General features: G+C 58.9%; 11 protein-coding genes and 2 pseudogenes. 10 read left to right on the top strand and 3 right to left on the bottom strand.

The window, feature by feature from the left end:
* Nucleotides 1–23: 23 nt before the first annotated feature.
* From tssE to ACVILI_RS33560, 6 genes are all read left to right on the top strand, one after another.
* Entirely contained in the window at nt 24–530 is a 507-nt protein-coding gene (gene tssE, locus ACVILI_RS33585) for a type VI secretion system baseplate subunit TssE (RefSeq protein WP_038654785.1), read from the top strand.
* Complete coding sequence (tssF, locus tag ACVILI_RS33580) at nt 530–2,416, top strand: type VI secretion system baseplate subunit TssF (protein WP_038654590.1); 1,887 nt, start codon at nt 530–532, stop codon at nt 2,414–2,416. The genes tssE and tssF overlap by 1 nt, the downstream gene beginning before the upstream one ends.
* On the top strand, nt 2,380–3,444 hold the full coding sequence (gene tssG / locus ACVILI_RS33575) for a type VI secretion system baseplate subunit TssG (RefSeq protein WP_457102799.1): 1,065 nt from the start codon (nt 2,380–2,382) through the stop codon (nt 3,442–3,444). Before tssF ends, tssG begins: the two co-directional genes overlap by 37 nt.
* A gap of 46 nt (nt 3,445–3,490) precedes the next feature.
* Nucleotides 3,491–3,919, top strand: a complete 429-nt coding sequence (locus ACVILI_RS33570; protein WP_457102798.1) for a hypothetical protein — start codon at nt 3,491–3,493, stop codon at nt 3,917–3,919.
* Between the two features lie 241 nt (nt 3,920–4,160).
* On the top strand, nt 4,161–6,101 hold the full coding sequence (locus tag ACVILI_RS33565; RefSeq protein WP_038654598.1) for a type VI secretion system Vgr family protein: 1,941 nt from the start codon (nt 4,161–4,163) through the stop codon (nt 6,099–6,101).
* Nucleotides 6,101–6,436 (top strand): hypothetical protein, encoded by a 336-nt coding sequence (locus tag ACVILI_RS33560; protein WP_038654601.1) that lies wholly within the window; start codon nt 6,101–6,103, stop codon nt 6,434–6,436. Before ACVILI_RS33565 ends, ACVILI_RS33560 begins: the two co-directional genes overlap by 1 nt.
* 254 nt (nt 6,437–6,690) lie before the next feature.
* On the opposite strand, the gene ACVILI_RS33555 is transcribed toward ACVILI_RS33560, so the two are convergent.
* Nucleotides 6,691–7,389: an IS6 family transposase gene (locus ACVILI_RS33555; protein ID WP_457102804.1), complete on the bottom strand. Its 699-nt coding sequence runs from the start codon at nt 7,387–7,389 to the stop codon at nt 6,691–6,693.
* Nucleotides 7,390–7,521: 132 nt separating this feature from the next.
* On the opposite strand from ACVILI_RS33555, the gene ACVILI_RS33550 reads away from it, so the two are divergent.
* Nucleotides 7,522–8,214, top strand: coding sequence for a class I SAM-dependent DNA methyltransferase (locus tag ACVILI_RS33550; RefSeq protein ID WP_038654478.1), 693 nt, complete (start codon nt 7,522–7,524; stop codon nt 8,212–8,214).
* Between the two features lie 104 nt (nt 8,215–8,318).
* Here the strand turns inward: ACVILI_RS33550 and ACVILI_RS33545 are convergent.
* A pseudogene (locus ACVILI_RS33545) lies at nt 8,319–8,618 on the bottom strand (ISKra4-like element ISMet1 family transposase); the annotation flags it as partial.
* A 64-nt stretch (nt 8,619–8,682) separates the two neighbouring features.
* Here ACVILI_RS33545 and ACVILI_RS33540 point away from each other — a divergent pair.
* Nucleotides 8,683–9,906 carry an IS256 family transposase gene (locus tag ACVILI_RS33540; RefSeq protein WP_038649879.1) on the top strand — a complete coding sequence of 408 codons (1,224 nt, stop codon included), beginning with the start codon at nt 8,683–8,685 and terminating at the stop codon, nt 9,904–9,906.
* A gap of 497 nt (nt 9,907–10,403) precedes the next feature.
* On the opposite strand, the pseudogene ACVILI_RS33535 reads toward ACVILI_RS33540, so the two are convergent.
* A pseudogene (locus ACVILI_RS33535) lies at nt 10,404–10,847 on the bottom strand (ISL3 family transposase); the annotation flags it as partial.
* Between the two features lie 195 nt (nt 10,848–11,042).
* Between ACVILI_RS33535 and istA the strand changes: the two are divergent.
* Both istA and istB read left to right on the top strand, forming a co-directional pair.
* Complete coding sequence (gene istA, locus ACVILI_RS33530; protein WP_148307437.1) at nt 11,043–12,554, top strand: IS21 family transposase; 1,512 nt, start codon at nt 11,043–11,045, stop codon at nt 12,552–12,554.
* Nucleotides 12,555–12,566: 12 nt separating this feature from the next.
* Nucleotides 12,567–13,322, top strand: coding sequence for an IS21-like element helper ATPase IstB (gene istB, locus ACVILI_RS33525; RefSeq protein WP_038646815.1), 756 nt, complete (start codon nt 12,567–12,569; stop codon nt 13,320–13,322).
* Nucleotides 13,323–13,440: the final 118 nt, after the last annotated feature.

Here is a 13,440-nt window from a genome sequence, read left to right as displayed (position 1 = left end):
TGCTCAAGATGTGGAGATTGAACATGGTTATTACTCCCAAGTGGGATTTGGTCCAGCCATCCCTTCTCGACCAGCTAACGGATGACGAGCCACGCAGCGCATCCGAATCGTCGAAATTATCCAGCTTGTCGCTGCGACAAGTGCAAGCAATGATCCTTCGCGACGTGTCGTGGCTGTTTAACGCAAACCAGTTGGCTGCAACCGTGGACCTCCAGTCCTACCCCCACGTGGCAGCCAGCACTCTCAATTTCGGTATCCGGCCCTTTGCAGGGCACATCGTCGATGGCCTCGACGCTGCCTCACTTGGACAGGAGATTGCTGACAGCTTGCAACGTTTTGAACCTCGGCTGCTTGCCAACAGTGTCAAGGTCACACCCCTGACTGAGGCCGACCGCAATGGCTCTCTAGGCTTTAGGATCGAGGCCGACCTCCCAGCGCAGTCAGTGCCGCTGCGCATTGTGATCTGCACCGAGCTTGACCCGGAACGCAAGAGGTTACGCGTTACCGATCTAGGTGCAGAGATAAGCTGATGGACCCAAGGCTCCTGCGGTTATACAATGATGAGCTTGCGTATATGCGGGAGATGGGAGCTGAGTTTGCCCGCGCATTCCCAAAGGTTGCCGGCCGGCTGGGAATGGAAGCAGCTGGGATCGCCGACCCTTATGTCGAGAGGCTGCTGGAAGGCTTTGCCTTTCTGGCAGCACGGGTCCAATTGAAGCTGCAAGCTCGTTTTCCAGACTTCACGCAGCACCTGCTGGAATTGGTCTATCCCCATTTTCTGGCGCCAATCCCCTCGATGACAATTGTCCAATTCGGGCCGGATCCACTGGCCGGACGGTTTGAGCAAGGATATGTGGTGCCGCGCGGAACCAAGCTGCTGGGCCAACTCGCTTCGGATGCGATCACCCATTGCGAGTTCCGCACGGCGCACGATGTCCACCTCTGGCCGATTGCGGTGAGTGCTGTAGACTACTACACGACGCCGGCGCAAATTTCGGGCCTGAATCTTCCGCCCCGGCAAGATGCGAAGGCCGCGCTGCGACTGCGCCTTCGGACAACCAATGGCATACCGTTCAAAAATCTCGCGCTGAGAGCCCTGACACTCTACCTCGCCGGCCCTGGTGGCATCGGTGCAACAGTCGCCGAACAGCTTATGGGCGATGCTAGCGCAATTGTCGCCCGGCCCGCCAGCCTGCCGCCCCCCTGGCAGGAGAAAATTCCGCTCGGCCAACTGCGGCAGTGCTGTCTGGAGCCAGACTCCGCTCTCCTGCCCGAGGTTCCCCGCTCCTTCGACGGGTATCGTCTACTTCAAGAGTATTTTGCCCTTGCAGAGCGAACCCTGTTCATCGAGCTCGGCGGGCTCGCCAACGCCGTGGCGATGTCGACGACTGAGAGCCTTGAGATTGTATTCGTGCTCGACCGTGCCGAGCCACGGTTGGAACATCACCTCGGAACTCAGAACATCAGTCTGTTCGCGACGCCGGCGATCAATCTTTTCGAACGCCAGGCGGATCGCATTCACTTGAGCGACAAGAGCTACGAGCATCATCTGGTTGTAGATCGAATGAGGCCGGTCGACTTCGAGGTTCAGTCGATCCTCGAGATGAGCGGCGAAGGAGGCAGCGGCGAAGCCGCCCCCATTCAGTTTTTTCCATTTTACAGCATCAGCGCCCATGGACGGGAGGTGCAGCACTCCAGCTATTATACAGTCAGGCGCGAGAGTCGTCTGCGCTCGCAGCACCAGCGCCCCAACAGTGCCAGGACTGATTATGGCGGCACAGAGACTTTCATCTCAATTGTTGATCGTCGGGCGGCTGCCAATTCGGTAAATCCCCGGCAGTTGTCGGTACGATGCCTTTGCTCGAACAGGCATCTGCCGCTTCTATTGCCAATCGGTCATAAAGAGACAGACTTCACACTCGAAATCGGAGCTCCGGTTTCCGCGACGCGATGTCTGTCGATGCCAACCAAGCCGCGTCATTCCTTTGCCACCGGCGATGTCGCGTGGAAGCTGATCAGTCACCTATCGCTGAATTATCTCTCGATCACGAATTCCGACCGTATCGGACATGGCGGCGCAGAGGCGCTGCGAGAACTCTTGCGCCTGTACGTCGATCCGGAGGATGCTTTCGCTTCGCAGCAGATCGACGGAATACGCGAAGTCCACTCGCAACCGATAGTTCGGCGGCTGCCGGGCGGGGGACAAGCTGCAGTCGCACGTGGGATCGAAATCCGTGTCGTCCTGGATGAGGCGGCTTTCGAAGGCGTTGGTATTTTTCCCCTCGCCTCCGTGCTCAATCAGTTCTTCGCCAAATATGTTTCAATCAACAGCTTCACCGAGATGGCCGTCTGGACATTGCAACGCGGTAAAGTAATGCAATGGCCGCCGACGATTGGTCGCCGGACGATCCTCTGATGCCGGACTCTCTCGCGCATTTTCTGAGTGCAGTAGCGGCCGAGCCGCATGCCTGTGATTTCTTTCAGGCTATGCGAGTCGTCGATGCAATCTGCTCAGATCGCCCCAGGCTTGGGGAATCAAGCCGGCCAAGCTTCGATCGGGTGCGGATTGGACAGGAGCCCGCGCTAGCCTTTCCGACACGATCTATCGCCCGCGTGGCCGAGGCTGAAGAGGGCCATCCCGCCAGTATTTCTACCTACGCCTTTGGCCTATTCGGGCCCAATGGTCCGCTGCCTTTGCATCTGACGGAGTACGCGCTTTTAAGGCAGCGCAATGCCGGCGACGAGACGCTGGTTCGCTTTGCCGATATCTTTCATCATCGCCTAGCCTCGCTCTTCTTCCGTGCCTGGGCGGAGAGTGAGCCGACCGTCAGCCATGACAGGCCACAAGAAGATCGCTTTGCCCTGCAACTCGGCTCCCTGGCGGGTTTTGGCATGACGTCTTTGCATGGCCGGGACGCCATGCCCGATCTTGCAAAAGTTCACTTCACTGGCCGTCTCGCCTCGCACACGCGCAATGCCGAGGGGCTCGTTGCTATTCTCAACAGCTTCTTTGCGGCCCCGGTGGAAATCCGTGAATTTATTCCCACATTGGTCCAGCTGCCGCTGGACGCGCTCTGCCTGCTCGGCCGTGACCCATGCACGGGCACACTTGGCAGCACTGCGGCTGTCGGCGGCAGGATCAAAGTCTACCATCATCGCTTCCGCGTCATTCTCGGCCCACTCGGCTTAGCTCAGTACGAACGGCTTTTGCCGGGAACCTCCGACCTTAGAACTTTGGCCAAGATTATCCGAAACTACCTAGGTGATGAACTGGACTGGGAGGTCAATCTGGTCCTCCGACAAGAAGAAGTGCCGAAACTCCGGCTGGGATATAGCGGTACGCTAGGCCGGACGAGTTGGATGGGCGAGCGCAAGACGCGACGCGATGCCGACGACCTGATTACCGTGCCGATCGAGCCCTACTCGAGACCCTCCGTATCCTAAGTTTCTGAAACAATCTGAGGATGTTGGCATAGTGGATCGTATGACTGTGACCAGAGCACTGCATGTACTGTGCAATGCTACGATGATCGAAAGTGGGGCGGCGTTCCGCAACTTGCGCAATAATAATTTATTTGAATTGCTAAAAAACCGGCTCAGTGGCGATGCCCAGCCGAATCCGTGGATTTTACTCGGTGTCGGCGGTGATCATGGCATCTTCGCGGACCGCGTCGCTTTCGACCTGGCCCTGACGCAAAGTAAGAACCTCCAGCCCGCCGATGTGCCAGAGCCGGATGAGCAGGGGGGCGTCACGAATATGCGCCGCAAGATCCCCCCGCCAGAAGCGGCATCCAGGCGCCGAGATCCTGAGCATAGCGTCCGCAGTTGCGTCGTCGGAGCGGTATATTCCCGCTGCTCAGTTGCCGGACGGGACGCCATGCACACCCAACGTACCGTCAGTCGGCATGCCCGTTTCTGACCCGAGATCGCCCCTTCTCGATGAGGGTATCAAGACGCTGCCGGAATGGAGCAAGTTGGGCCCCATTCGGATCACCAAGTAGACTCAGCCAAGCGGCAGCGGCGGATGGCGCCTAATCGGAGGCACAATAGATGCTCGGCATTGCGCCCTCGAGTGTTTTCCTTGGAAGCGCTCCGGCCGCGTCTCTAGAGCCAAGTCAAGGTACTACAGCTCTCTTGCAACTCAAGCGCGGAAATCTCCTATGGTTCAGCCCACAATAGAAACTCTCCTGAAGCACAATCGGTTTGCAGCAGTTACGTCGGCCGCACTCCAGCCGAACGACATCATTCTTCGACGCTTAAGAGGAACCGAACGGCTGGGGGAGCCCTTTCACTATGAGGTGAAGATCGCCACACCCAATCCGGTTCAGAATTTCGCCGACGTTCCCGGACAATTTTTGACGGTCGGCCTTAAGCTGAAGGACGCCGGAACGCGTTTCTTCAACGGCGTCATCACTCGATTCGAGTATCTCGGCCTGGACGACACGGAGCACCTCAACTACGTGGCGGAGTTGCGGCCTTGGCTTTCCCTGCTCGATTATCGGATCAACAGCCGAATCTTTCAGAATAAAACCAGCATTGAGGTCATCATGGAAATATTTCGGGAGCACAAGGGCAATATCAAGAATCGAACAATAGATGGCGTTCCAAAGCGTACGTTTTGCGTGCAGTACGACGAGACTGATTTGGCCTTCGTCAGCCGCTTAATGGAGCAGGACGGCCTATACTATTATTTTGAACATGGGGAGAACCGACATGATCTGGTGCTCGTTGACAATCTTTCGAGCCACGATACATGCAAGCCGGAGGCTGTGGAGACCCACCACAACCTCAGGGCCACCCGAAATCTCCATCGAGATGACGTTATCTTGCACTGGAACGAAGTCGTGTCACTGCGGTCGAACAAGGTCGTTCTCAAGGACTATGACAATGAGAAGCCAATGGCGGAGCTTACCGCTGTCGCGCGCGCGCCTTCTGTGCGGATCGGCGGCATTCCACCCGCCAAGAGCGGAATGGGTGCCGCTGCTCACGTTTCTGGCGCGCCCGTCATGTCATTGGAATCGTCGACCGCGAACGTTTGCTCAGCCACACAGGAGACATTCATCTATCCCGGAGGCTATAAGGCAAAAAGGGATGGTGATTTCTACGCTACGATTCGCGCAGAAGAACTCGCTTGTAACGCCTATCGGGCGCGTATTGAAACTACAGCTCGCCATATCGAAACAGGATTAGTCTTCAAGGCTTCAAACCCGTTTCACTACGGGGATGTGAGTGCTCGCCCAACGGCTACACAGCGCTTTCTGGCGATCGCGACCGAATTCACGGTTTTGGGGGAAGTTGGAGACCGTACAACGGGAACGGTCATTGCAGACCAGAGCGCTGAGAGCTTTCTCTATCACAGTACGCTCGAAATCATCCCTGCGAGCACTCAGTACCGCCCGGTGCGCCACACACCGGTGCCGGTTATCAAGGGGCCGCAGACGGCAGTCGTTGTCGGCCCGAGAGGCGAGACAATCACTACGGATCAGTACGGCCGCATCAAGGTCCAGTTCTTTTGGGACCGGGAGGGCAACAAGGACGAGAATAGCTCCTGCTGGGTCAGGGTCGCACAGAACTGGGCCGGCAAGGGCTTCGGCTGCCTCCTAATCCCAAGGATCGGCCAAGAGGTCGTAGTGGACTTCGTCCACGGCGACCCTGACCGTCCCTTAGTAACCGGGGTCGTTTACAACGGGTCCAACCTGCCTCCTGAAAACCTACCGGCCAACAAGAGCCGCTCCACCTTCCGAACGCACACCGATCGAGGCACAATTGGTGATTACAATGAGTTGCGATTCGAGGACAGGCAAGGCAGTGAGGAGGTCTTTCTTAAAGCGCAGAAGGACCACATAGTAGAGGTCGGGAATAATTATGCCATCGAAGTCAAGAAGAAGTACCTCCTGACGTCAGCCACAGCCGGGTCGTCGTTTGGTAGCAGTATAGAGGTGACAACTGACAAGATTCGACTTTCAGTGCTGGGCGCAACCGGCCCTCAGGCCATCGAAATTAGCGAAGCCGGCATCACTCTGCTGAATGGCCAGGGAGCCTCGATCCAGATGTCAGGTCCTTCGGTCATCATCAACAACGGCGCCCTTGTGGTGACGTGATGCCTGGTACCGTCCTTCACACTGGAACCATCGCAACCTGCCCGCATGGCGGTACCCTCAACATAGTTGCTGCCTCGCCGCGCGTGTCCGTCTCGGGCATGCGCGTGGCGGTCTTGACTGATCAGGGCCTGGTGGCCGGCTGCGTCTTCACGCTGCCAAGCGGCAAACCGCAGCCCTGCGTGACCACACGCTGGATCGCGGGGGCTAAGCGGGTCCTGGCCAATGGTCAGCCCATCCTGATCAATCCGCTTGCCGCTCTATGCCTCTCGGCTGAGCAAGTCCCTGGCGGGCCGCCGATCATCGCCACCAGCCAGACAAGGGTCATCGCGACATGAGTTCGCCTTTTCCTGCGCCGTCACCCGCGATCGGCGCGGCATGACCATATTGCCGGGAGGCGGATCATGGTCGCGAGCGAGATAGCCGCCAAGCATGGCGATTTGCAGCGGTTCTGTCGCAAACTATTCGGTAAGCTGGTGCAGGCATGAAGGCACTTCAGTTTCTGAGAGACTTGCACTACTTTGGCAGTTTAGATGGTTCTGTCGCAAAGATCGAAACGGGACAAAGGATGGCAGGAATCCGGGTCGGCGTTCTATGCCGTGAGGATGGCGAACTGCTCGGCGATTGAGGGGCTGGGATTGTAGGCATACCTCGCCTGCCGTTTGCGCATCATGTGGATCATCTCGATGCCAGACAGGATAATTTCGGCGGTCGCCTTCGCCTTGAAGCCGAGCATGGAGCTGATGCGGCACTTGATCCGTCGATGATCCTGCTCAATGCGATTGTTGAGGTACTGGCTTTGGCGGGTGCGGATCGGCTTCAGCGATCGCCGCGATCGATCGCGCAAACGGCTTTCAGCATCGCAGGAAAGGATCGCCTCGTGATTTGTCTGGCTGCCGTCGATGACGATGCGATCCGGCCGGCCATGGCGCTCAAAGGCCTTGCGGAAGAAGCGTTTGGCTGCCGGCAGGTCACGGTTTTCGCTGAAGAAGAACTCGACCGTGTCGCCGACGCTGTCGATGGCGCGGTAGAGATACATCCACTTGCCGTGCACCTTGATGTAGGTCTCGTCCATGTGCCACTTCCCGGTGACGGTGCGCTTGCGCCGGTTGAAGCGCTCCAGCAGCTGCGGCGAGAAGTGCACGACCCAGCGATGCACGGTGGAATGATCGACGTTCAAGCCGCGCTCGGCCATCATCTCTTCCAGATCGCGGAGGCTGAGCTTGTAGGCCAAGTACCACCGTACGCACAGCAGGATCACCGACTGGTCGAAATGGCGGCCCTTGAACATCACGTACTCCTCCAAAGCTGAGGGGCGTTCCATGTCATAGTCCGCTTACCGAAAGGTTTGCGACAGAGCCTCCTGGATTGGTACGCCATTTGCTTGGCTAATGCACAACTCCCCGACCAGCAGGATACTTCCGTGAACAGCCCTGGCAAACATACAGTCGTCACCGCGACATACGAGACACTTCGGCTCCACCGCGACGGTCAGGCAATAGCCTTCGACGCCATCGGCAATCGCTATGAGGAGGCCTTTCCGCACAAGGAAGGCCAAGTCCTGGCGGGCGAATGGCTGATCAAGTCCTTGCCGACGGGTTCACGGGTTCTGGATCTTGGCTGCGGGACCGGCGTCCCAACCGCACGTCAATTGCTCGACGCCGGTTTGGAGGTCGTGGGTGTCGATCTGTCTGCCGTGATGGTGAAACTCGCCCGCGAGCATGTTCAGGGCGCGACGTTCCATCAACTGGACCTTGCTGACTTGCGACCCGGCGGGCCGAGGGACCTCGGCCGGTTCCAGGCCGTTGCGGCATTCTTCTCGCTGCTGATGCTTCCACGAGTGGAGATTCCCCTCGCGCTAACGACGGTCCGTCATCTGCTTGCTCCTGGGGGCTTGTTCGCCCTCTCGATGGTGGAGGCGGATGTGGACGATTTCCCGGTCCCATTCCTAGGAAATACTATCCGGGTCTCAGGCTATCTGCGAGAGGAGTTGCGTACGGCGGTCGAAGCGGCAGGGTTCACAATCGTGCAGGAGACGTCTTCCGCCTACGCCCCTGCGGCGGCCGACTTGCTGCCGGAGGAACAGATCTTCCTCTGCTGTGAGTTGCGCGGCTGAGTGCGAGCCAGTGTTGACCAGAGCTGGATCGGGAAATTTGGACAGGGGTTATAAGTGGAATTTCTGCCTGAACACGGCATAGAAGCCGGGAACAGGAGAGGCGGTTTGGGCTTGAATAGTGGTGGCACGTTCGGCCCTGGCTGTCGGAACGGTGCCCGCAATCGATTGCGAAGCTCGCCGTTGAGATCTGCCGTCCTGACCTGCATGAGCATGTGAGCACCGTGGAGCGACCACCGCATCTGCTGTTTCTTGACCATTCGCTTGCCGACAAGTGAATTCACCGCCGATTCAGCAAGAGTCGTTGCGACGCGAAGGCCGGCTTGGTAGCGCTTGCCATAGTTGACGATCGCGCCACGGTTCGAACGGATATAGGTCAGGAGCTGCACGCCGAGGCTTTGAAGTCGGGCGATGGGGACTGTCAGGAATTCCGTGTGCGGGCGGGCATAATGGGTAAAAAGGATTCCCACTATGACCCGACGCAAAGAACCTGCGATACCGAATGATCTTCTCGACCAGCTTCTGGCAGGCGGGGCAGCCAGTGCTGCCTTCGAACAGGGCGGCCTGCTGGATACGCTCAAGAAGGCTCTGACCGAGCGCGCGCTGAACGCGGAGATGGACCATCATCTGGCGAGCGGCGAAGACGCTGGCAACACGCGCAACGGTTATGGCCGCAAGACGGTGACGACCGAGACCGGCAAGCTGGAGATCGATGTTCCGCGTGACCGCCAGTCGAGTTTCGATCCGCAACTGATCGCCAAGTACCAGCGCCGTTTTCCCGGCTTTGATGACAAGATCGTGTCGATGTACGCGCGTGGCATGAGCACCCGGGAGATCACCGGGCACCTGCGCGATCTGTACGGCATCGATGTGTCTGCGGACCTGATCTCAACGGTGACGGACGCCGTGCTCGACGAAGTCGCCACCTGGCAGCAAAGGCCGCTCGATCCGATTTACCCGCTGGTCTTCTTCGATGCGATCCGGGTCAAGATCCGCGATGAAGGGATGGTCCGCAACAAGGCCATCCACATCGCACTGGGCGTGCGCGCCGATGGTGCAAAGGAGGTGCTGGGCCTGTGGCTCGAGCAGAATGAAGGCGCCAAGTTCTGGCTGCGGGTGATGAACGAGCTCAAGAACCGCGGCACGGAGGATATCCTTCTGGCCGTCGTCGATGGCCTGAAAGGCTTCCCGGACGCGATCACCGCTGTGTTCCCGGAGGCGATCGTCCAGACGTGCATAGTCCATCTGCTGCGCAACTCGATGGACTTCGTGTCCTGGAAAGATCGCAAGAGCCTCGCCGGCGCACTCAAGGAAATCTACCGCGCCGTCGATGCCGATGCCGCCGAAAAGGCGCTGGCGGCGTTCGAGGCCGGCCCCTGGGGCCTGCGCTATCCCGCCATCGGCCAGAGCTGGCGGCGCGCCTGGGCCGAGGTCATTCCATTCTTCGCGTTCCCTGACGACGTCCGCCGGATCATTTACACGACGAACTCAATAGAGGCGTTGAACTCGAAACTTCGACGGGCTGTCAGGGCCAGGGGCCATTTCCCCAGCGACGACGCGGCGACCAAGCTGCTCTATCTGATCTTGAACCGATCCGAGAAAGAGTGGAAAATGCCGCCACGTGAGTGGACCATGGCCAAGGCCCAATTCGCTGTCATCTTCGGCGAGCGCTTCATCAGGGCAATGGCTGCATAATGTTCAACAGCCCGCCCGCACACGGAATTCCTGACAGTCCCGGGCGATGGAGAACTCGGTGTCTCCTTGCGAAGCCTTCTCCCTCTCCAAGAGTTGCTCCAGATACACAGCATCCAGCGAGGATTGCGCACCTCCACGATGCCAAAGACAGTCCGGATCCGTCGCGTCGTGTAGTCCTTGACCGGCCGAAACCTGTGGCAATCCGGGCAGACCCGACGAAAAAGGGAATACGTCTCCGCCTCGTGGTTCACGACCGCGCTCTGCAGCGCGGTCATGATGGTCTTGCCGTCCTCGATCGACAGACCGAGGTCGCCGTCAAACAGATGTTCCCGGCTCTTGTCGATACGGACCGCCTTCCGGCAAACGTCACCGAACTCGTTCCTGCCCTCGATCGTGATCGTCCATTCTACCGCCATCGCTTTCCCTCCGAACAAAGCGACGCTGATGGACTACGGGACCTAACAATCCGTATTCGACCCCAGAGAAATTACCGGTCTCGCGTCGTCTATCCACGCCTCAAGGGGTTCGGGCTGGCGCCCGCGCAAGATACCGTTGAAGCGCATTGCCAGACTGCGCGCCAATGATCCCTTCAACGCGTCGACCTTACGTGCCTGCTGATCGGTCAGTTGCCCTCGGGGCTTGATGCAGAGTGCCGCCGCCACGACCGGCGAAATAGCATGACCAGTATCCGGATCTTTTATGGGAGCCAGGCTGAAGGCCTCTGTTGCTGGAACACTGGCTGTCCGATTGTCGGCCCGGCGCCAGGCTCCAAGCAGCCGCTCCAGATGGGAGCGGCTGCCGGTGTACCCTCGCAACCTGACATCATGGAACAGGTGCCGGCCGCAGCGATTTCCGTCTTTCCAGCATTGAGCCAAGAACTTCTCGAAATACCACGGCGATGTTGGGTTCAAGGGCCCACGACGCCGGTCCGGCGGCGTCTCTGCGGATTCCGACGTGAAGCCGGCCGCCATTCCGATCAAACACCGGCCACCATTCCGGTATGAAGCCGGCCACCATTCCAACCAAAGACCGGCCGGTTTTCGGCACTGAAGATTACCTCCTGGGTCAGCAACTTTGGCATCAATTACCTCGCGATGAACGAGGACATTTTGATGCCGGCAAAGAGAAGGCTGACCATGAGACAGTTGAGACAAATGCTTCGGCTTGCCGGAAGCGGGACCAGCTCCCGCGAGATTGCGGTCGTGCTGGGAATAGCACGCAGTACGGTGCAGGATAATCTGCGGCGCGCAGCGGCAATCGGGTTGAGCTGGCCCCTGCCAGGCGAGCTGACCGATGACGCGCTTGAGAACAAACTCTTCGCTCGCAATGGCGTCAAGCAGGGCACGCGGCGGCGCACAGAGCCGAACTGGGCCCATCTTGCCGTCGAGCTCAAGAAGCCGGGCGTCACGCTCCTCATCTTGTGGGAGGAGTATCGAGGAAGTCATCCCGACGGATATGGCTACAGCCGGTTCTGCGAGCTCTTTCGCAGCTTCGAACAGCGGCTTTCGCCGACGATGCGCCAGGAACACGCCGCCGGCGACAAGGTCTTCGTCGACTATTCCGGCAAGAAGATCCCGATCGTTGATCGAGACACCGGCGAGATCCGTGAGGCGGAGATCTTCGTGGCAGTGCTGGGTGCGTCCAGCTTGACCTATGCCGAAGCGACCTGGACCCAGACACTGCCGGATTGGATTGGTTCACACGTCAGGATGTTTCGTTTCTTTGATGGCGTTCCCCGCCTGATCGTCCCCGACAATCTGAAGTCGGGCGTCAGCCGCGCCAGCTTCTACGATCCCGAGATCAATCGCAGCTACGGCATGATGGCATCCCATTATGGCGTCGGCGTTCTTCCGGCACGGCCGCGACGGCCGAAGGACAAATCGAAAGTCGAGAACGGCGTGCGTTTCGCCCAGTCATGCATTCTGGGGCGGCTGCGCAACCAGACCTTCTTCTCGCTGGCCGAGGCCAATGCCGCAATTCGCCAGGCACTCAATCGCATCAATGATCACGTCATGCGTCGGCTGGGCGTCAGTCGCCGGCAACTGTTTGAGAGCGTCGAGCGTGCTGCGCTGGCAAGCCTTCCGAGCGAAGACTACGAATTCGCCGAGTGGCGTTTGGCCCGCGTCTCGACGGATTACCACGTCGAGTTCAAGACCTTCTTCTATTCCGTACCGCACAACCTCATTCGTCAGCAAGTCGATCTGAGGGCAACGGCACGCACCATCGAGATCTTCCACCGCGGCAAGCGCATTGCCGTCCATCAGCGCCGCTATGGCGGCCCTCGTCATGGGACGGATCCGGATCATATGCCCAGCTCCCACCGGCGATATGCCGAGTGGACGCCGGATCGTTTCCGTCGCTGGGCCGCATCCGTCGGGCCCGAGACGGAAGGCTTGGTTGTCGCAATCCTCGCCAGCCGCCCACATCCTGAACAAGGCTTTCGAACATGCCTGGGTGTCCTTCGCCTGTTTCGCGATGTCACACGCGATCGCGCCGAAGCCGTCTCAGCCCGCGCTGTCGAGATCGGTGGGCTGAACTGCAAGAGCATCGCCTCGCTCATCGCCAATCACAAGGCCGCAAGGCATTCCACCGAACCGACCGCCATCGTCGATCACGCCAATCTGCGTGGCCCTGATTACTTCCATTGAGGAGACATACCAATGCTCATCCATCCGACCATCAACATGCTGCGCGAACTCGGCCTTCATGGCATGGCCACTGCCTTCCAGGAACTCGACGCACAATCCGAAGCACGCGGCCTCGAGCATGGCGAATGGCTTGCCATGCTGCTCGAGCGCGAGGCTACCATGCGCCGCCAGAAGCGTTTCGAAGCCCGCGCCAGAGCTGCAAAACTTCGCCATGACGCACAGATCGAGAATGCCGACTTTCGTGCCGCACGCGGTCTTGATCGCAATCTGTTCATGGCGCTCGCCGGCTGCGACTGGATCAGAAAGCATCACAGTCTTCTCATCACCGGGCCGGCCGGCGTCGGCAAGAGCTGGCTGGCCTGTGCGCTTGGCCACAAAGCTTGCCGAGAGGATTTCTCCGTCGCCTATCACCGCGTTCCCCGGCTGTTTGCAACGCTTGCCCTCGCGAGAGGCGACGGACGTTATGGCCGGATCCTCAAGCAACTCGCCAAAACCGACCTTCTCATTCTCGATGACTGGGGACCGGAAAAACTCAATGATGACCAGCGGCGTGATGTGCTTGAGATCATTGAAGACCGCTACGAACGCCGATCGACAATCGTCACCAGTCAGCTGCCCCTGGATCGCTGGTACGAGATCATTGCAAACCCAACCCTGGCCGATGCCATCCTGGACCGCCTCGTTCACAACGCCTATCGCATCGATCTCACCGGTGAAAGCATGCGAAAACAGCGCTCGCCGAGAGCGTCCGAAACAGCGCACGCTTGACCTGAAACGAAACCCAATCCAAACATCAACGAGACCCAGGATCAGTCCGAAAAATGGCCGGCTTCAAATCGGAACACCGGCCGGAATGAAATCGGAATGACTGGCCGGCTTCAAATCG

It is taken from the genome of Mesorhizobium sp. USDA 4775 (assembly GCF_054062655.1).
Note: the sequence above shows the minus strand (reverse complement) of the source record. Positions and strands in the feature narration are given on the sequence as shown.

Excerpts from the sequence above, each read along its gene's own strand:
- tssE (WP_038654785.1), top strand. The coding sequence starts at position 24 with ATGGTTATTACTCCCAAGTGGGATTTGGTCCAGCCATCCCTTCTCGAC.
- tssF (WP_038654590.1), top strand. The coding sequence starts at position 530 with ATGGACCCAAGGCTCCTGCGGTTATACAATGATGAGCTTGCGTATATG.
- tssG (WP_457102799.1), top strand. The coding sequence starts at position 2,380 with ATGGCCGCCGACGATTGGTCGCCGGACGATCCTCTGATGCCGGACTCT.
- ACVILI_RS33565 (WP_038654598.1), top strand. The coding sequence starts at position 4,161 with ATGGTTCAGCCCACAATAGAAACTCTCCTGAAGCACAATCGGTTTGCA.
- ACVILI_RS33560 (WP_038654601.1), top strand. The coding sequence starts at position 6,101 with ATGCCTGGTACCGTCCTTCACACTGGAACCATCGCAACCTGCCCGCAT.
- ACVILI_RS33555 (WP_457102804.1), bottom strand. The coding sequence starts at position 7,389 with ATGTTCAAGGGCCGCCATTTCGACCAGTCGGTGATCCTGCTGTGCGTA.
- ACVILI_RS33540 (WP_038649879.1), top strand. The coding sequence starts at position 8,683 with ATGACCCGACGCAAAGAACCTGCGATACCGAATGATCTTCTCGACCAG.
- istA (WP_148307437.1), top strand. The coding sequence starts at position 11,043 with ATGAGACAGTTGAGACAAATGCTTCGGCTTGCCGGAAGCGGGACCAGC.
- istB (WP_038646815.1), top strand. The coding sequence starts at position 12,567 with ATGCTCATCCATCCGACCATCAACATGCTGCGCGAACTCGGCCTTCAT.